Raw genomic sequence first — 20,744 nt, forward strand, 5'->3', positions numbered from 1 at the left:
TGATTGCATTTGCACTTCCAGACTCTAACAACAAGGACTTCCCCATGCGCACACTCGCCGCCTTGAGCCGCTTCGTCGGTAATACCTTCGCCTACTGGGTGTTGATATTCGCCGTACTGGCCTTCCTCGAACCCGGCTGGTTCATCGGCCTCAAAAGCGCCATCGTCCCACTGCTGGGCCTGGTGATGTTCGGCATGGGGTTGACCTTGAAACTAGAAGACTTCGCCGAAGTCGCCCGCCATCCGTGGCGCGTGGCCCTGGGCGTGGTCGCACATTTTGTGATCATGCCGGGCGTGGCGTGGTTGCTGTGCCGGGCCTTCAACCTGCCGCCGGAAATTGCCGTCGGCGTGATCCTGGTCGGCTGCTGCCCAAGCGGCACGTCGTCCAACGTCATGACCTGGCTGGCCCGGGGCGACCTGGCATTGTCGGTAGCCATCGCTGCCGTCACCACCCTCCTCGCCCCACTGCTCACACCCGCATTGATCTGGCTGTTGGCGTCGGCCTGGCTACCGGTTTCGTTCATGGAGCTGTTCTGGTCGATCCTGCAAGTGGTGCTGCTGCCGATTGTGCTCGGCGTGGTCGCGCAACGCTTGCTGGGGGACCGGGTACGCCATGCGGTCGAAGTGTTGCCGCTGGTCTCGGTGGTCAGCATCGTGATCATCGTCGCGGCAGTGGTGGCTGCCAGCCAGGCGAAGATTGCCGAGTCGGGCCTGTTGATCATGGCGGTGGTGATGCTGCACAACAGCTTCGGCTACCTGCTGGGCTACTTCACCGGGCGCCTGTTCAAGTTGCCCTTGGCGCAACGCAAGTCGTTGGCGTTGGAAGTGGGCATGCAGAACTCAGGGCTGGGCGCCGCCCTGGCCAGTGCGCACTTTTCACCGTTGGCGGCAGTGCCCAGTGCGTTGTTCAGTGTCTGGCACAATATTTCCGGGGCGTTGCTCTCGACCTACTTTCGCCGCATGAGCGAGAAGGAAGACCGCCGCGCCTTGGAAATCGCGCCATAAACTTGATCGACCGATCCATTTTCGGCACTCTATCGAGCTTCGCGGGGACGACCTCACGACGCTAGCAAGCGCCTATCAGGGGACGACCCCACTTTGTAGAAGCGAGGTCATGATGTCCTGGATCATTCTGTTTTTTGCCGGTTTGTTCGAAGTTGGCTGGGCCGTGGGGTTGAAGTACACCGTCGGTTTCAGCAAGCCGCTGCCCACGGCCTTGACGATCGCCGCCATGGCCACCAGCCTCGGTCTGCTGGGGCTGGCCATGAAGGAACTGCCGCTGGGCACCGCCTATGCCATCTGGACCGGCGTGGGGGCCGTGGGCACCGTGATCGCCGGGATTATCCTGTTCGGCGAATCCATGGCGTTGTTCCGGCTGGCCAGTGTGGCGCTGATCATTTGCGGCTTGATCGGCCTCAAGATCAGCACTTAGGCCGCGACTACCGCCATCGGGAGCGAGCCCCCTCCCACAGGTACAGCGCCATACCAGAAGTTGTGTAGCTATCTATGCCCCGATGAGGCCAGTACATCCAGCACAGAACTACCTGGCATTCCCACGCAAAACACCGACCACCGCCTGCAACTGCGCGGGCGTAGCCGCCTCTACCCCAACCGGCTCCCCCGCCACCAGCACCACCCGCGACCAGATGCGATGAAAGAAACCCTTGTCCGGATCGCGGCTGAAGAAACTCCCCCACAACCCCTGCAACGCCATCGGGATCACCGGCACCGGGGTCTCTTCCAGGATGCGCGTCACGCCACCCCGGAACTCATTCATCTCGCCATCAGACGTCAGCTTGCCTTCCGGGAAGATACACACCAACTCGCCGTCCCTCAGGTACTGGGCGATCCGTGTGAACGCCTTTTCGTAGATCTGGATATCTTCATGACGCCCGGCAATCGGGATGGCCCCGGCGGTGCGGAAGATGAAGTTGAGCACCGGCAAGCGGTAGATCTTGTAATACATGACAAAACGAATCGGCCGACGCACCGCGCCTCCAATCAGCAGCGCATCGACAAACGACACGTGGTTGCACACCAGCAAGGCCGCGCCTTCATCCGGGATCTGATCGAGGTTGCGATGTTCCACACGGTACATGGAATGGCTGAGCAGCCAGATCATGAAACGCATGGTGAACTCGGGAACAATCCTGAAGATGTAGGTGTTGACTGCGATGTTGAGCAGCGAGACCACCAGAAACAACTCCGGGATCGACAGCTTGGCCACGCTGAGCAGCAGGATCGACACGATGGCCGAGACCACCATGAACAACGCGTTAAGAATGTTGTTGGCCGCGATGACGCGCGCGCGCTCGTTCTCGGCGGTGCGCGACTGGATCAGCGCGTACAGCGGCACGATATAAAAGCCGCCAAACACACCCAGGCCGAGGATATCGAACAACACCCACCAGGCTTGGCCGTAACCGAGCACCGCGAGCCAATCGTTCGCTTGAACGTTCTGCGGGAAGCCCCCGGAGTGCCACCACAGCAGCAGGCCGAACACCGTCAAGCCGAACGAACCAAAGGGCACCAGGCCGATTTCCACTTTACGACCGGAAAGCTTTTCGCAGAGCATCGAACCCAGTGCGATGCCCACCGAGAACACGGTGAGGATCAGGGTCACGACGGTCTCGTCGCCGTACAACCACTCTTTGGCATAGGCTGGAATTTGCGTCAGGTAGATCGCCCCGACAAACCAGAACCATGAGTTGCCGACAATCGAACGCGACACCGCCGGCGTCTGCCCCAGGCCAAGACGCAACGTGGCCCACGACTCGCTGAAAATATTCCAGTTCAGGCGCAGCCCTGGTGTAGAAGCCGCTGCACGCGGAATGCCGCGACTGGCCAGGTAACCCAGCACCGCCACGCCGACAATCGCCACCGCCACAATGGGCGCGTAATGGGTCGACGACATCATGATGCCCGCACCAATGGTGCCGGCCAGGATTGCCAGGAACGTGCCCATTTCCACCAGGCCGTTACCGCCCACCAGCTCATCTTCGTGCAGGGCCTGGGGCATGATCGAGTACTTCACCGGGCCGAACAGCGCCGAATGTGTCCCCATGGCAAACAACGCCAGCAGCATCAGTTCCAGATGATTGAACAAGAAGCCCGTGGCGCCCACGCTCATGATCACGATCTCACCGATCTTGATCGCGCGGATCAACGCATCCTTGTTGAACTTCTCGCCAAACTGCCCGGCCAGGGCCGAGAACAGAAAGAACGGCAGGATAAACAGCAAGGCGCACAGGTTGACCCAGATCGAGCGATCACCGTCGAGGGTGAGCTTGTAGAGAATGGCCAGGATCAGCGACTGCTTGAAGATGTTGTCGTTGAAGGCGCCCAGTAACTGGGTCACGAAAAACGGCAGGAAACGCCGTGTGCGCAGCAAGGTGAATTGTGAAGGGTGGCTCATCGTCCGTGTTCCTGCGTGGCCTGGTAGGCTTGATTGCCTGTTTTTATAAAAAGACAGGCCACGACTTTACCTAATCCTGCTTATTTATTCCCTAACCCCGCAATGCATGGCGAAACAAAAAGCTCACCTTTATAAGCCCCCTGCACGGTGCGCTTGGCGACGATCAGCCACATCAGCGCCAAGGCCACCACCAGCACGCTGCCAAATACGCTGAAGAAACCCAGGTGCAGCAGGCTCGCCAGTTTCAACGTGGCCAAGGCGTAAACACCGAGCGGGAACGTAAACCCCCACCAGCCCAAGTTGAACGGGATGCCGGCGCGCAGGTAACGCAGGGTGATCAGCACCGCGATCAGCATCCACCACAAGCCAAAGCCCCACAGGGTGATGCCCGCCACCAGGCCCAGGCCGCTGGCTATCTCGCCGACGCCTGGCAAGCCATTGGCCGAGAAGATCGCCGGGGCATCGCCGCCCAGCAGCAACATGCCAAGGGCACCGGTGCCGATAGGGCCAAGCGCCAGCCAACTCGACGCGGCCATATTGGCATGGGGCAGTTTATGCAGGGCCATGCGCAACATCAGGATGGTCAGGATGCTGAACGCCACCGGCAGGGAAAACGCCCACAGCACGTAGCTGGTGACCAGCATGACCAGTTGCGAATGGGCGTCGGCCAAGTGCGGTGCAAGCAGGCCACCGCTGGCCGCAGCAACTTCGGCGGCGACCACCGGCAACAGCCATACGGCGGTCATTTGGTCGATGCTGTGTTCCTGGCGGGTAAACATCATGAAGGGGATCAGTACACCGCAGGCCAGGGCCATCGCCACGTCCAACCACCACAAGGCTTCGGCCAACGCAATCACACCGCTGCCCCAACGCGGCAGGCCAAACAGCAACAAACCATTGAGAATGGTCGCCAGGCCCATGGGGATGGTGCCGAAGAACATCGAAACCGTGGAGTGCCCGAAGATCCGCCGCGCCTCGTGGAAAAACATCACCCACCGCGCCGCATACAACAGGCTGAACAGCACAAACAGGGCGATGGTGAACATCCACAGCCCTTCGGCAATCGCATGCAAGCCAGGCAGGCTCACCGGTAACTGGGCCAATGCCAGCGCCAGCACGCCAGTGCCCATGGTCGCGGCGAACCAGTTGGGGGTGAACTGGCGAATCACTTCCCGTGGACGGGACAGGTGACGGAAGGGTTTGTAGTGGGCGGTAGTCGAACAGGTCATGATGGCAATCCTCTTCCTCGCATGAGGTTGGGACCATCATAGAACCTGATCGAATATCTATATAACGGGTAATATCTCTATAAGTTATCGGTTTTACAAATATATAGCGATGGCTAAGCCGCCGCCTTGCCTCGTACCGAATCCTGAAGCAGCAAACCCACCAGCGCACTGAGGGCCAGCACGATCAGCACAACACCGTAGCCATCGGAGGTGGCGATGAGGCCGAACACATGGCACAAGTAGCCGGCCAGCAGTGCCGGCACGCAGAACGCCAGATAACTCAAGACGTAAAAGGCAGACATCAAACCGGCCCGCTCATGGGGCAACGCCAACCCCACGATGCTGCGCACACTGCCCATGAACCCGCCGCCGAACCCCAAGCCGGCGATCACACTGGCAACAAAGAACAGCCACAACAGACCACTTTGCACAGCCACCAGCAGCAACGCCACACCCATCGCCAATAACGCGGCCGACAGTCGCATGACCTTATCGGCGGGGCGCTCACGCAGGCTATAAATCATCGCCGCGCCACTCAAGGTCACGACCGCCACCAGGCCGCCGCCGATCAGGTGCGAAGTCGAACCCGTCGCCGCCCGTACCAACGAGGGCGCCAGGGAAGAAATGAACCCACCCAGTGCCCACACTGCCACATTCAGCGGCATCGCCAGCCACAAGGCACGGCGCGCCCGCTCGGGCACATGCAGGGTGGGCGCCAGCGATTTCAAGGCGCCGGGTATGCGACTGACGGTTTCCGACAAGCGCCACACATACAGCGCCTGCAGCACCATCAACCCCAGCAGCGTGAAGTAAATCAATTGGGTCGGGCGTGGCGCGTACTCCACCAGCAAACCGCTGCCCAAGCCCCCGCTGGCCATGCCCAAAAGCGGCGCCAGGCTATTGAGCATCGGGCCACGCAGGCGGTCGGTGTCCAGCAGCGTCGCACTCAGCACGGCCGTTGCCATCCCCGTAGCGAAACCTTGCAACGCACGGGCAGCAATCAGGTGGCCAATACTGTCGGCGTTGATAAACAGCAGCATCGCCACAATATTGAGGCTTAACGCGACGAAAATCACCGGCTTGCGCCCCAGGTGATCCGACAGCGAACCCACGGTCAACAGCGCCGCCAGCAGGCTCACGGCATACACCCCGAAAATCACCGTGAGCATCGCTGCGGAGAAATGCAGGCTGTCCTGATAAACCTGATACAGCGGCGTCGGCGCGCTGGACGCGGCGAGGAAGGTCAACAGGGTGATGACCAGAAACGCCAGGCTGGAACGTTGAGAGATGACGCTAGGCATAGGCACACTCCGCTAAAGCTAATATTTTGCTTTTGCGAAGTGTGCTACCAGGGAGCGCTTAAAGCAAATTCTTTGTGTTAAGGTTTTACGCATGGCGATTAAAGAAGGGCTCCGCCCGGGGGGCCGTAGTGCCCGGGTCCAAGAATCAGTGCATAGGGCCGCGCGCGAACTGCTGGAAGCCCATGAGCGCTCCAGCGTCACTGTGCCGATGATTGCGGCGCGCGCGGGCGTCACGCCCTCCACGATCTACCGCCGCTGGGGAGACCTTTCCGCCCTGCTCGCCGACGTGGCCCTGGAGCGGCTACGCCCGGACAGTGAACCCGCCAGCACCGCCAGCCTGCGCGGCGACTTGTGTGCGTGGGGCGAGCAGTACCTGGACGAGATGAGCTCCGAACTGGGGCGCAACATGATGCGTGACGTGCAATGCAGCCATCCCAAAGACTATTGCAGCCACATCCTGATGGCCCAGCTGCAGATTATTCTTGATCGTTACCAAGACACTGCCCACCCGCTACCGACGCTGGACAGATTACTGAACCTGATTGCCGCGCCTACGGTGTATCGCAGCCTGTTTTCCAGCGCGCCGCTACCGGTTGAAGAGCTGCACGCGTTGATCGACTTGGCACTCAAAGGCTAGAGATCAAACACAACACCAAATGCCAGTCAGTTAAGGGTGAATGCTGTATCTGTGGCGAAGGAGTTTGCTTCCTCGCCACAGGTTACTTTTTAGCCTTTCTCCTTCTTGACTGACTGGCATTAGCAGGCCCCCTCCCAGCAATCAGCTCATCACGTACGCATCCCTCGCCCGCTCACCAGCAACCGCGCGCAACCGATATACAGCACCACCGTCGCCACGATCATGAAGGTGATCGCCACGCTTATCTTGATGTCCGACACGCCCAGGATGCCGTAGCGGAAGGCGTTGACCATGTGCAGCACCGGGTTGGCCAGCGACACGGTCTGCCAGAACGGCGGCAGCAAGGTGATGGAGTAGAACACTCCGCCCAGGTAGGTCAACGGCGTCAGCACGAATGTCGGGATGATCGAGATATCATCGAAATTGCGCGCAAACACGGCGTTGATAAAGCCCAGCAGCGAGAAGATCGTCGCCGTCAGCACCACCACCAGCAAGGTGACACCCAGGTGATGCACTTGCAGGTGCGTGAAAAACAGCGACAGTAGCGTCACGATCACACCCACCATCAAGCCACGCAGCACACCTCCCAAGGTGTAGCCGATCAAGATAGTGTGGGGCGACACCGGCGACACCATCAGTTCTTCAATCGAGCGCTGGAACTTGCTGCCGAAGAAACTCGAAACCACGTTGCCGTAGGAGTTGGTGATCACCGACATCATGATCAAGCCCGGCACGATGTACTCCATGTAGGTGAAGCCGCCCATATCACCGATTTGTCGGCCAATCAGGTTACCGAAGATCACGAAGTACAGAACCATGGTGATCGCCGGCGGCAGCAGGGTTTGCGGCCAGATCCGGGTAAAGCGCTTCACTTCGCGGTAGACAATGGTTTGCAGCGCGACAAGGTTGGGTTGCAGTTCGGAACTCATACCGCCACCTTCGCCAGATTTTTCTCCACCAGGGACACGAACAACTCCTCAAGGCGATTGGTTTTGTTACGCAGGCTCAGTACTTCGATGTTCTGGGCCGCCAACTGGGTGAACAGAGCCGTGATGCCCATGGCTTTATCCACCTGGACTTCCAGGGTATGGCCATCGACCAGGCGGCTGGGGTAGCCGAGCAGTTGCGGCGGCGCTGGCAGGTTGTTTTTCAGGTCGAGCAAAAAGGTCTCCACATGCAACTGGCCCAGCAGGTTACGCATGCTGGTGTTCTCGACGATGGTGCCGTGGTCGATGATGCCGATGTTGCGGCACAGCTGCTCAGCCTCTTCCAGGTAATGGGTGGTGAGGATGATGGTGATGCCCTTCTCGTTCAGTTCGGTAAGGAAAGCCCACATCGAACGGCGCAGCTCGATGTCCACCCCGGCGGTGGGCTCATCGAGAATCAGCAGGCGCGGTTCATGCACCAGGGCGCGGGCGATCATCAAGCGGCGCTTCATGCCACCGGACAACGAGCGCGAAGGCACATCACGCTTGTCCCACAACCCCAACTGGGTCAGGTACTGCTCGGCGCGCTCCTTGGCGATTTTCGCCGGGATGCCGTAGTAACCGGCCTGGGTCACGACAATGTCGAAGGTCTTTTCAAACTGGTTGAAGTTGAATTCCTGGGGCACCACGCCGATGGACCGCTTGAGCGCCGCCGGGGATTTGTCCAGGTCATGACCGAAGATATTCACTGTGCCGCTGGTCTTGTTGACCAGGGTCGAGAGGATGCCGATGGTCGTGGATTTGCCGGCACCGTTGGGGCCGAGCAAGGCGAAGAAGTCACCTTCGGCAACGTCCAGATCGATACCACTCAGGGCCTGGAAACCGTTGCCGTAGGTTTTGGTTAGCTGCCGGATGGACAGAGCGGAACTCATATCGGAATACGCACCAAAGAAGGGAATAGAAAGAGTAGATGAGGACGCAGCGCACGTAGTTCAACGGCGGCGCATGACAAGCATGGTGCTTGCCCGCGCCCTACAAGTACAGTCACCTGTATTAATAGTCAGTATTAAGTCAACGCGGTCATCACGGCCTTGCGGTAGGCCGGGCGTTCTTTAAGACGCTGGTACCAAGCCTCTAGATAGGGCATTGCAGGTCGTTCGATAGGCATTTCAAACCAGGCATAGATAAAGCTGCCCAGGGGAATATCACCCATGCCAATTTCGTTGCCCGACAGATACGGCTGTAGAGCCAGCGCCTGATCGACCGTCTTGAGCACATCGATACAGGTTTGGCGCCCTGCGTGGATGGCGTCCCAGTTCTGTTTTTCCGCCGGCGTACGCAGCACACCCCAGAACACGGTCCGGAACGGGTCGGCGAAGGTGGATGTGGTCCAGTCCATCCATTTTTCCGCACTGGCCCGCGCTTTCAGGTCGCTCGGGTACCAGCTCGACGCCTGCTTGGCGCAGAGGTAACGCACGATGGTGTTGGATTCCCACAGCACGAAGTCGCCATCTTCGATCATCGGCACCCGGCCGTTAGGGTTCAACGCGCGATATTGCGGCGTGTCGACCACACCAAAAGCCCCGCCCGCATCAATTGCCTCATAGTCCAGGCCGAGTTCCTCGGCGCACCACAGTGCTTTCCTGACGTTTGATGAATTTTTACGACCCCAGATTTTCAGCATGACCGCGCCTTATCGTTGATGAACATGGCTTGATGAACGCAGCAGCATACGCCGGTTCAGGCGCGGCTTAAATCGCTCTGCAGATCCCCTAACGCGCTCGGCATGTCGTCGGCAAACAGATGGGGGTAACACTGCTGGATATGCGCGAAAAAAAACCCTTCGGGCACATCGGGGAATTGCCCATGGTCCAGCACATACTCCATTGAACGCCGCCCTTGGCGGTTGTAGGCGTGAAATACGCTGTCGTTGATGCCATCGAACTCCAGCGGCGGCACGTCGAACACGTCGCACAGCTGCCGGTTAAATGCCGGCGTGGCCTTGACCCAGCGCCCCCGCAGATACAACTCGGTGTAACCGTGCATGGCAAACACATCACTTTTGAGCAACTCGAGCAAACGCGGCGTCGACAGGTGATTGCGCACATCCGCCAGGCCGATGCGCGCCGGGATCCCGCAATGGCGCGCGCACGCAGCGAGCAACGTGGCCTTGGGCACACAGTAGCTCTCACCGGCAGCCAGGGCGAAGCTGGCACTGAGCGTGCGGGGGTCGCGGCTGAACGTATAGGGGTTGTAGCGCACCGCCTCACGTACGGCGTAATAAAGACTGACTGCCTGGTCACGTAGATCCGCACTGGAACCGCGATGTTTTTCCGCGAACTCCACCACGGCAGGGTGGTCACTATCGATGAAGCGGCTGGGACTCAAGTACGCATTCATAAGCTTGATCTCCAAGGGAAGCCTGGAGTTTAACGACAGGTCTGCCCTAGCGATAACGACGATTCGGCCAAATGTCGGCGCTTGGCGATGGATGCTCCCAGTACAACTCGTTACACCCTGATCACCCCGCTTGTTCGGATGCCGACTAAGCTCCATGGTGGTTTTGCCCCTGGTTTCACGGAGGATTGAATATGCTGTTGTTGTGGATATTGGTTCTGGTGGTCGGCGTTGCCTACCTGGCACACCGTCGCACCGCGCCCCTGCCCGCTCTGGGCGTGGTCGCCGTTTACCTGCTGGCGATGGGCGCCTGGAGCCACGCACCCGGCTGGCTGCTGCTGATCTTCTGGGTGTTGATCGCCGTGGTGGCTGCGCCCTTGCTACTGCCGGACCTGCGCCGCCAGTACTTCACCAAGCCGCTGTTCAGCTGGTTCCAGAAAGTCCTGCCGCCGATGTCCGAGACCGAGCGCGACGCGATTGATGCCGGCACCGTATGGTGGGACGGCGAGCTGTTCAGTGGCCGCCCCGACTGGGACAAATTGCTGGCCTACCCCAAGGCGCAATTGACCGAAGAAGAACAGGCATTTATCGACGGTCCCACCGAAGCACTCTGCGCCATGGTCAGCGACTGGGAAATCGGCCAGGCCATGGACCTGCCGCCGGCCGCCTGGGAGCACATCAAGACCCACGGTTTCTTCGCCCTGATCATTCCCAAGGAATACGGCGGCAAGGGCTTTTCTGCCTATGCCCACTCACAGGTCGCGATGAAACTCGCGACCCGCAGCGGTGATCTGGCCTCCACCGTGATGGTCCCCAACTCCCTGGGCCCGGCCGAGCTGTTGCTGCACTACGGCACAGAAGAACAACGCAACCACTACCTGCCACGCCTCGCCCGTGGTGACGATATCCCCTGCTTTGCGCTGACCGGCCCGCTGGCCGGCTCCGATGCGGGCTCCATGCCCGACACGGGGGTGATCTGCAAAGGTGAGTGGGAAGGCAAGGAAACCCTCGGCCTGCGCCTGAACTGGGAAAAGCGCTACATCACCCTCGGCCCGGTCGCAACCTTGCTCGGCCTGGCGTTCAAGGCCCATGACCCGGACCACCTGTTGGGTGACAAAGAAGACCTGGGCATCAGCCTCGCGCTGATCCCGACCGACACCCCCGGCGTGGAAATCGGCCGTCGTCACCTGCCCCTGGGGGCGGCCTTCATGAACGGCCCCAACTCCGGCAAGGATGTGTTCATCCCCCTGGACTTCCTGATCGGCGGCCAGGAGATGCTCGGCAAAGGCTGGATGATGCTGATGAACTGCCTTTCGGTGGGCCGTTCGATCTCCCTGCCCGCCGTCGGCACCGGCGCCGCCAAGTTCACCAGCCTGGTGACCGGCCAATATGCCCAGGTGCGTGAGCAGTTCAACGTACCGCTGTCGGCCTTCGAAGGTATCCAGGAAGCGCTGGCACGCATCGGCGGCAACGCCTGGCTGATGGACAGCGCCCGCATGCTCACCGCCAATGCCGTGGACCTGGGGGAAAAGCCCTCGGTGCTGTCGGCGATCCTCAAGTACCACCTCACCGAACGCGGTCGCGAGTGCATCAGCCACGCCATGGACGTGCACGGCGGCAAGGGCATCATCATGGGCCCGAACAACTACCTGGGCCGTAACTGGCAAGGGGCGCCGATCTTCATCACGGTGGAAGGCGCGAACATCCTCTCGCGCAACCTGATGATCTTCGGCCAGGGCGCCATTCGTTGCCATCCATTCGTGCTCAAGGAAATGGCCCTGGCCGGTCGCGAAGACCATGACCAGGCACTGAAGGAGTTCGACGGCCTGCTGATGCAACACATCGGCTTTGCCGTGAGCAACGCTGCCAGCACCCTGGTGCTGAACCTGGGTGTGGGTCACTTCGAGAAAGCCCCGGGCAACCGCTTGAGCCAGGGTTACTTCCGTGCACTCAACCGCCAGGCGGCCGCCTTCGCCCTGCTGGCTGACTTGAGCATGATGCTGCTGGGCGGTGAGTTGAAACGCCGCGAACGCCTGTCGGCCCGCCTGGGTGATGTGCTAAGCCACATGTACCTGGCCTCGGCGGCGCTCAAGCGTTATCACGACCTGGAATCGCCGGATCACCTGGAGCCGCTGTTCACCTGGGCCATGGAGGAAAGCCTCGGTGAGTCCGAACGCGCGCTGGATGAACTGCTGAGCAACTTCCCCAACAAGGTGCTCGGTTGTCTGCTGCGGGTGATCGTGTTCCCGTTAGGGCGTCGCCATACCGGGCCGTCCGATGCGCTGGACGCTGAAGTGGCTGCGGTCATCGGTCGCGCCAAGGGCGACCCGACCCTGGAAGAATTGCTGGCGGGTTGCTATCGCCCGCAATCAGCGCAAGACCCGGTGGGCGCCTTGCAACATGCCTACGACCTGCTCGCTGCCAGCCACCCATTGCAGCAAAAACTGCACACCGCGCTCAAAAGCGGCCAGGTCAAACCGATTGCCGGGGAACACGCCATCGATACCGCACTGCATGCCGGCGTTCTGCAACCGGCCGAAGCGCAAACCTTGCGCGATGCCGAAGCGGCGCGGCGCAAGGTGATCGACGTGGATGATTTCAGCAAGGAAGCGCTGATGCAGGCGGAGGGTAAAGTCCGCTGATGCCCCACCCCCCATAAAACCGCAGTCATATAAAAACGGGCGCAAGAGGCATATACTCCCGCGCCCGTTTTTGCTTTAGAGGACTTATCTCGTGTCCAACGTCGTTGCCGATCATCTCGTCTTGCTCGACCACTTGCGCAGCATCCTGGTTGCCGTCGGCGAAGCCGAACAGGTGCCCGAGGAAAGCCACACCCTGTTTCTGGAGCGTTTCGACGAATTGCGCGCCCTGCTGCCGATTGACCCGATCGAAAGCCAGTACCTGGGCCAGGACCTGATGAGCCAGGTCATCCTGCGTTACCCGCAAATTGCCCACCTGGTGCCGCGCGACCTGCTGTGGTTCTTCGGCGGTGATTGCCTGCACTTCATGCCCGACGAAGAGCTTGACCTGTACCAGGCCCTGGAAGAACGCCGCTTTGAAGCCGAGCAGAACGACGAGCCGTTCGACTGGAACCAGGAAAAGCAGCTGCTGGCCATGCCACAGGACCAAAGCAAGCACTGATGCTCAATGTAGGAGAGGGCTTGCCCCCGATGGCAGTGTCAACTGAGGATAAGCTGACTGACCCACCGCTATCGGGAGCAAGCCCCCTCCCACACTTGGATCTGCTGTGTGTCAGTGAGTGAAGGTGCTGACTTGTACTGGCTGTTCACCCAATGGGCCTGACACTGCACCGTAAAAAGGTGGGTGGGGGCTTGCCCCCGATGGCTGTGGGTCAGCTGAGGATAAGCTGACTGATCCACCGCGATCGGGAGCAAGCCAGCTCCCATATTTTGACCGCGCGTCTACCGGCGACGCAACGTCGGCTCCGCGGCCATGCACGCCACCAGATAATCAATAAACACCCGCAACTTGGGCGGCAAGTACCGTGTGGGCGAATGCAGCAACCAGGCCTCGCCATGGTAGGAAGCAATAAAATCCCACGTGGGCAATACCTGCACCAACAGCCCCTCCTCCAGCGCATGCCGCGCCGTAAAGTACGGCAAGCTGCCAATTCCCACATGCTGCAACACCGCATCCAGCCGCACCCCGGTGTGGTTCGCCGCATAACGCCCACGCACCCCCACTGTCACTGCCTTGCCGGCCTGGCGGAACTTCCAGCGTGAGTCGCCCGGGGTTTCCCCGAGGTAAATGCAGCTGTGCTCCAGCAAATCATGGGGATGGCTCGGCGTGCCATGCTCGGCCAGATACCGTGGCGTTGCACACAGTAAATGCTCGATAGGCAATAACTGCCGGCCGACCAGACCGGGCGGCGGGCTGTCGGTGATGCGGATACTCAGGTCAACGTTGTCGTCGATCAGGTCCACATGCCGGTCCTCAAGGATCAACTGCACATCCACCTTGGGGTAGCGCCGCAAGAACTCCGGCATATGCGGATGCACCACAAACCGCCCCACGGCCTTGGGTACGCTGACCCGTACCAGGCCCTCGGCTTCATGGGCAAACTGCCCGCTGACTTCCATCACCGACCGCGCCGCGTTGACCATCTCCTGGCAACGCTTGAACACCTCTTCACCGCCCTCGCTCAGGCGCAGCTTGCGCGTGGTGCGTTGCAGCAAGCGCGTGGCCAGGGCCTGCTCCAGACGCGAAATACTGCGACTCACCGCCGAAGGCGAAAGACTCAGCTGCCGCGCTGCTTCGGAGAAACTGCCGGCTTCTACCACCTTGACGAAAATCGCCATTTCGCCCAACAGCGGTAGAGGAAGATTGATGCTCATAGCGCACAGGTCCATTGATAACTGAGTGGATTATCACCCATCTGCGCACTATTTATACTGCCCACAGAACCCTGATGCGGATGTAGACGATGACCGAACGCCTGTTTTTTACCCATGACCACCTGACGGCCGAGCTTGAAGTGCTCAGTTGCACAGCGCACGAGGAACAGTTTGCCGTCATTTTGCAGTCGACGATTTTCCATCCCCAAGGCGGTGGCCAGCCGTTCGACACCGGGTGGCTCGGCGACAGCCAGGTCCTGCGCGTCATTCAGGCAGACGAGCACGTGGTGCACTACGTCGATCGGCCCCTGGAACCCGGCCCGGTCACTGCGCGGGTCGATGAACAACGTCGCGCGCTGCACACGCGTTTGCATTCGGCCGGGCATCTGATCGGCAATGCCGGCGAACGCCTGGGCTGGATGCCGATCAAGGCCCATCATTGGCCGGGCGAAGGCAAGATCACCTTTATCCGTGGGCAGGCCGCACACCCCCTGGACGCCGAGATGCTTCAACTGCAGGTCAACCAATGGATCGCCGCCGGCTATTCACGCCAGACCACAGTGGAAGAGGGCAGTCGAGAGGTCGGCTTCGGCGAATTGCCGGCTTATGCCTGTGGCGGTACCCATGTGCAGACGTTAAGCGAACTGGGCCCGGTGACAATCCTGGCCCTGTCGGAGAAAAAAGGGGCGCTGTCGGTGCGCTACAGCCTGGACTAAAGCGCAATCGCCCCCGCCCGCCCCGGCTCCACCACAAACGACTTGAGCGTCGACACCGTGGCGGCAGGGTCGCGCGGGTCGGTTATCACGCGAAAATTCGTCAGCATCTTCGAAGCCTCCAACTCCACCGACACATACCCGCGCTGGCGACTGTCGAAAAACTTCACATGGGGGTTGAGCGGCATGATCTGCATGAAGGCGTCATAAGGTGGCCCATCTGAAGTGACCGATGAGCCCACGAACTCAGTCGCCACAATCGGCGAGTCGGGGTTGTTGGCGTCCGCGTGCAGGTCCGTGGTCCAGAACGAATGAATATCCCCGCCCCAGAACACCGGGTTGCTGAGCCGATGACGCTCGATGGAAGCCAACATCCGTGACCGGTTCGCCATGTAGCCATCCCACCCATCGGTCCAGCGGCCCACCTTGTGGCTGGTCAAATCACGCTGAGTCAGCGGTGCCACCAGCAAGTCCTGGGCGATCACATTCCACTGGGCTTTTGACTGGGCAAACCCCTGGTCCAGCCAGGCTTCCTGCTGCCACCCAAGCATCGTGCGCCCGGGGGCACGCAAGTCGCTGCAGGTATTGGCCGCAACATGCCCTTGGTGACTGCCGTTGGCCGGGATACACGGTTGCTCGGAACGATATTGGCGACCGTCGAGCACATGAAAACGCGCCAGTCGGCCGTAGTCCAAACGCCGGTAGAGACGCATATCCGGGCCCTTCGGCACGCTGCTGGCGCGCAGTGGCATATGTTCGTAATAGGCTTGGTAAGCGGCCGCCCGCTGTTTGAGGAACTGCGCCACCGCAATCTTCGGGTCCTGGGACCAGCGGTTGGCATAGTCGTTCTGTACTTCGTGATCGTCCCAGGTCGCCACGCTGGGGGCCGCAGCGTGCAGGGCCTGAAGGTCCGGATCGGTCTTGTACAGCGCGTAGCGGTTGCGGTAATCGCTCAGGCTCACTGCGTTGCCACTGCCGTGGGAACGGAAGACTTTCCCGGAGTCCGCCGCGTAGGAACTGTCGTAGATATAGTCACCGAGGAAAAACACCAGGTCCGGTTGCTCGGCGGCAAGGTGACGGTAAGCACTGAAATAACCCCGTTCCCAGTGCGAGCAGGACACAAACCCCAGCCTGGCCGACGCCAGGGCATGCACCTGCGGCGTTGTGCGTGATTGGCCCACCGGGCTCTGCGCGCCGAGCCCTTCGAACTGATACCAATACGGCCTGCCCGCCTCCAGCCCTGCGACTTCAACATGCACGGCGTGAGCGAAACGTGCAGTCGCCATGACCTCACCCTGCTTCACAATACGCGTCATCGCTGCATCACTGGCCACGCGCCAGCGCACCGGCACCGCGCGGCTCAACCCGCCACGGCCATCGACCGCGTTGAACACAGGTGCCAGGCGCGTCCAGATCACGAAGCCATCCGGCAAAGGGTCGCCGGAGGCCACGCCAAGCGTAAACGGGTAATCCACCCCGGCACTGCGCGCAAATGGGCTGAGAATCGAAAACGCCGTCGCCACCGCCAGCCCGGTGAGTACCCGCCGGCGGCCTGGGTCCACAGCCCCGCTCACACCCGGCGCTCCCAGTCGTCACGCACGGTGGCAAACCCCAGCAGGTCCTCATACACCCCGTTCTTGAGAAACGCCTCGCGCAGGCACCCCTCATAGCGCAGGCCGATTTTCTCCATGACCCGTGCCGACTCCTTGTTGCGCCCAAAACACTGGCTGCCCACCCGCTGCAAGCCCAGTTCGGCGAACCCGAAGTCCATCACCGCGCTCGCCGCCTCAGCGCCATAACCCTGGTTGCGAGAGTGGGCCGCCACCCAGCCACCCAGGTGCCCGTAGTGATGACGAGCGTTCAGGCGCAAGCTGACCATGCCGACCAATTCGCCGGTTTCACGCACATGCATGCCCAGGTTCAGTAACTCACCCGCACGGTATTTTTCTGCCGTCCCGGCAATAAATTCCTGCGCCGTTTCCAAGGTGTAGGGCGACGGAATGTTGGCCGTGTTGTCGGCGATCTTCGGGCCGTTGGCGAGGCTGAAAAGCACCTCGGCCTGGTCCGCTTCCAGGGCGCGCAATAGTAGACGCGGGGTGTGTAGTTGAGGCAGCGCAATCGGCATACGGGGTGGCTCTGCAGATAAATGCATCAAGAATGTACGCCATTCGTGTCAGTTTCATTACGTCACAAAACTGCCAGGTAACTTCTCTGAAAGACGCGTCCTAGAGGCTTTAAAACGTAAATTAAAGTTAACCATTCGGTCATTTTCGGCTGTTAGCGTGTCGCCCCTAATTCAATGACGGGGTAACGGAATGAGAACCTGGGACGAACCCAAGAAACGCAAGGCGCACATCGAGTTGATCCCGATGATCGACGTGATGATGTTCCTCCTAGTGTTTTTCGTACTGGTGAGCTTGAACGTGATTCCAGCGCTCGGCATGAAGACGCAATTGCCCAGCGCCAGCAGTTCACAGCAGCTCAAACCGCAAAACAAATTCATCCTGACCCTGGGCTTGGAAGGCCAGTTGCAACTTGACGGCAAGGACCTCACGGTCGATGCGTTGGTACCGGCGCTGAAGGCGGCCGAAAAGCCCGATACCAAGTCGACGATCATCGTCAACAGCGACAAGGGCGTGGAAGTTTCTCGCCTGGTGGAAGTGATGGACACCCTGCGCCTGGGTGGCTTTACCTCCGTGTCCATTGCCACGCGTAAGTCCTGATCATGTACGTTCTGTTTCGTGCGCGTCGGCTGCTGGGCAGTGTCCCGGCCCTGATCGCCCTGGTGCTGATTGCACTGGGTATCCAGTCCCAGACCTTGAAGGTCCAGCCGGTGTATGACGAGTCGGCCGTCGAGTTGGCGTTGGTCGAGCCGGAGCCCGAGGTGATTCCCGAGCCTGTGGTGGAACAAGAGCCGCCACCGCCCGTGATCGAAGATGAAGAGGCCGAACCGGCCCCGCCGCCACCGCCACCGAAGCCGCTGCCAAAACCCAAACCGGAACCCAAGCCCAAGCCAGTGCCCAAGCCCGTGGTGGCAAAACCCGCGCCCACGCCCACACCGCCGCCCGTCGCCGCCGCCAAACCGGCGCCGCCTGTGGCTGCCCCTGCGGCACCGACGCCCGCACCGCCCGCGCCACCGAAAGTCGATGGCCAAGCGCTGGAAGGCGGCTACCTCAAGGGCCTGCGTAACGAGCTGGACACCTACAAGCAATACCCCACCGGGCGCCAGGCGTCCCTCGAACGCCCGACGGGCGAGGTGGTGGTGTGGCTGCTGGTGGACCGCCAGGGCCGCGTTCTCGACTCCGGTTTGCAGACCCAGGCGTCGAGCATGTTGCTCAACCGGGCCGCGACCAACAGCTTGCGTCGTATCAAGCAAGTCAAGCCGTTCCCCGAGCAAGCGTTTGGGGGGCGCAATGAGCAGCGCTTCACCGCCACCTTCAACTACAGCGTGCAATAAGCACCCAACACCAGGACGACAGTGATGAAGTTCACCCGCATTCATCTGGCACTCGTTGCCGCGACGAGCATGACCCACGGAATGGTCATGGCAGATACCAGCGACAGTGACGTCGGTACTATTGGGGTAAAGGGTAAGGCGACCGCGGGGGGCGGTTACATGGTCCAGGAAGAGAGCATCAAGGGCCGCTCCACCGTGACCAAGGAAGCGCTGGACAAGCAGACGGCGACAGGGAACGCCATCGACAAGCTCAAATACACGCCGGGCCTGAACATTTCCAGTGAAGACAACACCGGTCTGTCGGGCTTTCGCTTCACCATGCGCGGCATGAACTCCGACCAGGTGGGGATGTCGGTCGACGGCATGCCGATCAACGACTCCGGCAACTACGCGCTGTATTCCAACCTGCTGGGCGATCCGGAAAACATCGACCAGATCTTCGTCACCCAGGGTTCGTCGGAAGCCGACGGCCCGCACATCGGCTCCAGCGGCGGCAACATCGGTATCGTGACCATTCGCCCGACCAAGGAAACCGGTGCCTTCGTCAAACAGATCGTCGGCAGCAATGCCACCCGCAAGACCTTCGCACGCCTCAATACGGGTGAAGTCAACGGCCTGAGCAACTGGCTGTCGGTGTCCCATACCGAAGGTGACATGTGGCGCGGTTCGGGTGCTGTGCGCGCCGACAAGGTGGAATGGAACAGCTTCTTCGATGCCGGCAACGGCAACACCGCCAACCTGATCCTCAAGTACCACGAGCAAGACAACAACAGCTACAGCCAATTGACCAAGGCGCAGTTCCAGCAGTATGGCCGCAAATACGACCCGTACCCGGCGACGCCGACCGTGGGCAGCAATGGCAAGTACAACAGCTACTACGCCTTGGCGCAGAACCCGTTCCAGACCTTCACCGCTGTGCTCAACACCCAATTCAAACTGGCCGACAACCTCGCGCTGTCGGTGATCCCGTATTACTACTGGGGCAATGGCAGCGGGGTCAACTCGTCGAGCTATGCCCTGAACCGCGGTTCGAACCAAGGGGGTGTGTTCGACCTCGGCAACCTGCCGACCGCCGCCCAATACAACGCCGATGGCACCCCGAACAGCGGCGTCTACTACCGCCCTTCGCGCACACAGACCTGGCGTCCGGGCATCACCACCAAGCTGAACTGGGACTTGGGTGACCACAGCCTGCAATTGGGCTACTGGTACGAGCGTGCCCGCCAGAGCCAGACCCAGCCGTTCATTGCGCTCAAGAGCAATGGCAAGCCGGTCGACACCTGGCCGGATTCCAGCAGCGCAATCGTCGACGCCAACGGCAACACCATCCAGGGGCGCGACCGTTTCACCGTGACCCCGGCACAAAAAGTCTGGGCCCAGGACACCTGGTACATCAACCCGGACTGGACCCTGATCGCCGGCCTTGCGTACATGAATGTCGAGCGTGAAGGCACCAACCATGGCAGCCTCACCGAGCTGGCGGAAAAACGTAACCAGACCTACAACAAGCTGCTGCCCAACGCCGGCCTGAAATACCAGTTGGACGAGCGTGACCAGTTGTTCTACAGCCTGTCGCGCAACATGCGGGTGCCACAGAACTACGTGCTCTACGACAAAGGCGCCGGCTCCCTCGACTCCCAGCCGGAAACCAGCTGGAACCATGAGTTGGGCTGGCGCTACACCGGCGACGACATGACCCTGGCCGCTACCCTCTTCTACATGCAGTTCAAGAACCGCCAGGTTTCCTCCAAAGACATCAACGGTGACTTCGCCGATATCAACGCGGGTGCAGTCACCAATAAGGGCCTGGAGCTGGAATGGAGCGGCCTGTTGCCCAACCACTTCAACTACTACACCTCCTACACCTACACCAAGGCCGAGCAGCAGGATGACCTGACCGTCTACAACGCCGGCAAAGCCATCGTATTGCCCACCAGCGGCAAGCAGTTCGCCAACGTGCCCAAGAACATGCTGGCGGCCAACATCGGTTATGACGACGGGCGCTTCTACGGCACCTTCGGCGGCAAATACACCAGCCAGATCTTTGGCGACCTGACCAACGACGAGGCCATCTCCGGCCGCACCATTTTCAACCTCGGCGCCGGTATCTACCTGCCGGTGGACAAGAAGGTGGTCAAGGACGCGACCCTGCGCCTGAACATCGACAACCTGTTCGATAAAAAATACTTGGACGGCGTGTACACCACCAAGACCAACGCGGCCAGCTACAGCGGTTTCCGCGATGGCGACCCGGCGTACATCGTTGGCCTGGACCGCACCGTAACGGTTTCGCTGGAAGCGAATTTCTAAGACTT

Annotated in this window: 19 protein-coding genes; 9 read left to right on the top strand and 10 right to left on the bottom strand. The window is 60.6% G+C overall.

Annotated elements, in window-relative coordinates:
* Window positions 1-44: 44 nt before the first annotated feature.
* A complete protein-coding gene (locus tag M5B43_RS13010; protein WP_248750498.1) occupies window positions 45-1,004 on the top strand; it encodes a bile acid:sodium symporter family protein in 960 nt (319 codons plus the stop codon).
* A gap of 112 nt (window positions 1,005-1,116) precedes the next feature.
* Window positions 1,117-1,431 (top strand): quaternary ammonium compound efflux SMR transporter SugE, encoded by a 315-nt coding sequence (gene sugE, locus M5B43_RS13015; protein ID WP_248750591.1) that lies wholly within the window; start codon window positions 1,117-1,119, stop codon window positions 1,429-1,431.
* Window positions 1,432-1,539: 108 nt separating this feature from the next.
* On the opposite strand, the gene M5B43_RS13020 is transcribed toward sugE, so the two are convergent.
* The 3 genes from M5B43_RS13020 to M5B43_RS13030 form a co-directional block, all read right to left on the bottom strand.
* Window positions 1,540-3,414, bottom strand: a complete 1,875-nt coding sequence (locus M5B43_RS13020; RefSeq protein WP_248750499.1) for an MFS transporter — start codon at window positions 3,412-3,414, stop codon at window positions 1,540-1,542.
* Window positions 3,415-3,494: 80 nt separating this feature from the next.
* Window positions 3,495-4,643 carry a TDT family transporter gene (locus M5B43_RS13025; RefSeq protein WP_248750500.1) on the bottom strand — a complete coding sequence of 383 codons (1,149 nt, stop codon included), beginning with the start codon at window positions 4,641-4,643 and terminating at the stop codon, window positions 3,495-3,497.
* A 113-nt stretch (window positions 4,644-4,756) separates the two neighbouring features.
* Complete coding sequence (locus M5B43_RS13030; protein ID WP_248750501.1) at window positions 4,757-5,944, bottom strand: MFS transporter; 1,188 nt, start codon at window positions 5,942-5,944, stop codon at window positions 4,757-4,759.
* A 91-nt stretch (window positions 5,945-6,035) separates the two neighbouring features.
* Between M5B43_RS13030 and M5B43_RS13035 the strand changes: the two genes are divergently transcribed.
* Complete coding sequence (locus M5B43_RS13035) at window positions 6,036-6,581, top strand: TetR/AcrR family transcriptional regulator (RefSeq protein ID WP_248750502.1); 546 nt, start codon at window positions 6,036-6,038, stop codon at window positions 6,579-6,581.
* 149 nt (window positions 6,582-6,730) lie between these two features.
* Here the strand turns inward: M5B43_RS13035 and M5B43_RS13040 are convergent, their stop codons facing one another.
* The 4 genes from M5B43_RS13040 to M5B43_RS13055 form a co-directional block, all read right to left on the bottom strand.
* Window positions 6,731-7,510 carry an ABC transporter permease gene (locus tag M5B43_RS13040; RefSeq protein WP_248750503.1) on the bottom strand — a complete coding sequence of 260 codons (780 nt, stop codon included), beginning with the start codon at window positions 7,508-7,510 and terminating at the stop codon, window positions 6,731-6,733.
* Window positions 7,507-8,439, bottom strand: a complete 933-nt coding sequence (locus tag M5B43_RS13045) for an ABC transporter ATP-binding protein (RefSeq protein ID WP_248750504.1) — start codon at window positions 8,437-8,439, stop codon at window positions 7,507-7,509. Before M5B43_RS13045 ends, M5B43_RS13040 begins: the two co-directional genes overlap by 4 nt.
* 134 nt (window positions 8,440-8,573) lie before the next feature.
* Window positions 8,574-9,191: a glutathione S-transferase gene (locus M5B43_RS13050; RefSeq protein WP_248750505.1), complete on the bottom strand. Its 618-nt coding sequence runs from the start codon at window positions 9,189-9,191 to the stop codon at window positions 8,574-8,576.
* A gap of 56 nt (window positions 9,192-9,247) precedes the next feature.
* Entirely contained in the window at window positions 9,248-9,907 is a 660-nt protein-coding gene (locus M5B43_RS13055) for a transglutaminase family protein (RefSeq protein WP_248750506.1), read from the bottom strand.
* A 191-nt stretch (window positions 9,908-10,098) separates the two neighbouring features.
* Between M5B43_RS13055 and M5B43_RS13060 the strand changes: the two genes are divergently transcribed.
* Both M5B43_RS13060 and M5B43_RS13065 read left to right on the top strand, forming a co-directional pair.
* A complete protein-coding gene (locus M5B43_RS13060) occupies window positions 10,099-12,546 on the top strand; it encodes an acyl-CoA dehydrogenase (RefSeq protein ID WP_248750507.1) in 2,448 nt (815 codons plus the stop codon).
* Window positions 12,547-12,637: 91 nt separating this feature from the next.
* Complete coding sequence (locus M5B43_RS13065; protein ID WP_010567536.1) at window positions 12,638-13,045, top strand: PA2817 family protein; 408 nt, start codon at window positions 12,638-12,640, stop codon at window positions 13,043-13,045.
* Between the two features lie 281 nt (window positions 13,046-13,326).
* Here the strand turns inward: M5B43_RS13065 and M5B43_RS13070 are convergent, their stop codons facing one another.
* Complete coding sequence (locus M5B43_RS13070) at window positions 13,327-14,259, bottom strand: LysR family transcriptional regulator (protein WP_248750508.1); 933 nt, start codon at window positions 14,257-14,259, stop codon at window positions 13,327-13,329.
* A gap of 89 nt (window positions 14,260-14,348) precedes the next feature.
* Here M5B43_RS13070 and M5B43_RS13075 point away from each other — a divergent pair, with 89 nt between their 5' ends.
* A complete protein-coding gene (locus M5B43_RS13075) occupies window positions 14,349-14,975 on the top strand; it encodes an alanyl-tRNA editing protein (RefSeq protein WP_248750509.1) in 627 nt (208 codons plus the stop codon).
* Here M5B43_RS13075 and M5B43_RS13080 read toward each other — a convergent pair.
* Together M5B43_RS13080 and M5B43_RS13085 are read right to left on the bottom strand one after the other, a co-directional pair.
* Entirely contained in the window at window positions 14,972-16,546 is a 1,575-nt protein-coding gene (locus tag M5B43_RS13080) for an alkaline phosphatase D family protein (RefSeq protein ID WP_248750510.1), read from the bottom strand. The two genes, M5B43_RS13075 and M5B43_RS13080, sit on opposite strands and share 4 nt — an antisense overlap.
* Window positions 16,543-17,097 (bottom strand): GNAT family protein, encoded by a 555-nt coding sequence (locus tag M5B43_RS13085; protein ID WP_248750511.1) that lies wholly within the window; start codon window positions 17,095-17,097, stop codon window positions 16,543-16,545. Before M5B43_RS13085 ends, M5B43_RS13080 begins: the two co-directional genes overlap by 4 nt.
* 190 nt (window positions 17,098-17,287) lie before the next feature.
* Between M5B43_RS13085 and M5B43_RS13090 the strand changes: the two genes are divergently transcribed.
* Genes M5B43_RS13090 through M5B43_RS13100 form a run of 3 tightly spaced genes read left to right on the top strand, consistent with a single transcriptional unit; the run spans window position 17,288 to window position 20,739 of the window.
* A complete protein-coding gene (locus tag M5B43_RS13090; protein ID WP_005786670.1) occupies window positions 17,288-17,695 on the top strand; it encodes a biopolymer transporter ExbD in 408 nt (135 codons plus the stop codon).
* A gap of 2 nt (window positions 17,696-17,697) precedes the next feature.
* Entirely contained in the window at window positions 17,698-18,429 is a 732-nt protein-coding gene (locus M5B43_RS13095) for an energy transducer TonB (protein WP_248750512.1), read from the top strand.
* A gap of 24 nt (window positions 18,430-18,453) precedes the next feature.
* Window positions 18,454-20,739 carry a TonB-dependent receptor gene (locus M5B43_RS13100; protein ID WP_248750513.1) on the top strand — a complete coding sequence of 762 codons (2,286 nt, stop codon included), beginning with the start codon at window positions 18,454-18,456 and terminating at the stop codon, window positions 20,737-20,739.
* Window positions 20,740-20,744: the final 5 nt, after the last annotated feature.

The sequence above is a fragment of the Pseudomonas sp. MWU15-20650 genome (assembly GCF_023242475.1).
Classification (GTDB): Bacteria; Pseudomonadota; Gammaproteobacteria; order Pseudomonadales; family Pseudomonadaceae; genus Aquipseudomonas.

Excerpts from the sequence above, each read along its gene's own strand:
- M5B43_RS13085 (WP_248750511.1), bottom strand. The coding sequence starts at position 17,097 with ATGCCGATTGCGCTGCCTCAACTACACACCCCGCGTCTACTATTGCGC.
- M5B43_RS13100 (WP_248750513.1), top strand. The coding sequence starts at position 18,454 with ATGAAGTTCACCCGCATTCATCTGGCACTCGTTGCCGCGACGAGCATG.
- M5B43_RS13050 (WP_248750505.1), bottom strand. The coding sequence starts at position 9,191 with ATGCTGAAAATCTGGGGTCGTAAAAATTCATCAAACGTCAGGAAAGCA.
- M5B43_RS13060 (WP_248750507.1), top strand. The coding sequence starts at position 10,099 with ATGCTGTTGTTGTGGATATTGGTTCTGGTGGTCGGCGTTGCCTACCTG.
- M5B43_RS13030 (WP_248750501.1), bottom strand. The coding sequence starts at position 5,944 with ATGCCTAGCGTCATCTCTCAACGTTCCAGCCTGGCGTTTCTGGTCATC.
- M5B43_RS13040 (WP_248750503.1), bottom strand. The coding sequence starts at position 7,510 with ATGAGTTCCGAACTGCAACCCAACCTTGTCGCGCTGCAAACCATTGTC.
- M5B43_RS13090 (WP_005786670.1), top strand. The coding sequence starts at position 17,288 with ATGAGAACCTGGGACGAACCCAAGAAACGCAAGGCGCACATCGAGTTG.
- M5B43_RS13035 (WP_248750502.1), top strand. The coding sequence starts at position 6,036 with ATGGCGATTAAAGAAGGGCTCCGCCCGGGGGGCCGTAGTGCCCGGGTC.
- M5B43_RS13070 (WP_248750508.1), bottom strand. The coding sequence starts at position 14,259 with ATGAGCATCAATCTTCCTCTACCGCTGTTGGGCGAAATGGCGATTTTC.
- M5B43_RS13010 (WP_248750498.1), top strand. The coding sequence starts at position 45 with ATGCGCACACTCGCCGCCTTGAGCCGCTTCGTCGGTAATACCTTCGCC.
- M5B43_RS13055 (WP_248750506.1), bottom strand. The coding sequence starts at position 9,907 with ATGAATGCGTACTTGAGTCCCAGCCGCTTCATCGATAGTGACCACCCT.
- sugE (WP_248750591.1), top strand. The coding sequence starts at position 1,117 with ATGTCCTGGATCATTCTGTTTTTTGCCGGTTTGTTCGAAGTTGGCTGG.
- M5B43_RS13045 (WP_248750504.1), bottom strand. The coding sequence starts at position 8,439 with ATGAGTTCCGCTCTGTCCATCCGGCAGCTAACCAAAACCTACGGCAAC.
- M5B43_RS13020 (WP_248750499.1), bottom strand. The coding sequence starts at position 3,414 with ATGAGCCACCCTTCACAATTCACCTTGCTGCGCACACGGCGTTTCCTG.
- M5B43_RS13025 (WP_248750500.1), bottom strand. The coding sequence starts at position 4,643 with ATGACCTGTTCGACTACCGCCCACTACAAACCCTTCCGTCACCTGTCC.
- M5B43_RS13095 (WP_248750512.1), top strand. The coding sequence starts at position 17,698 with ATGTACGTTCTGTTTCGTGCGCGTCGGCTGCTGGGCAGTGTCCCGGCC.
- M5B43_RS13075 (WP_248750509.1), top strand. The coding sequence starts at position 14,349 with ATGACCGAACGCCTGTTTTTTACCCATGACCACCTGACGGCCGAGCTT.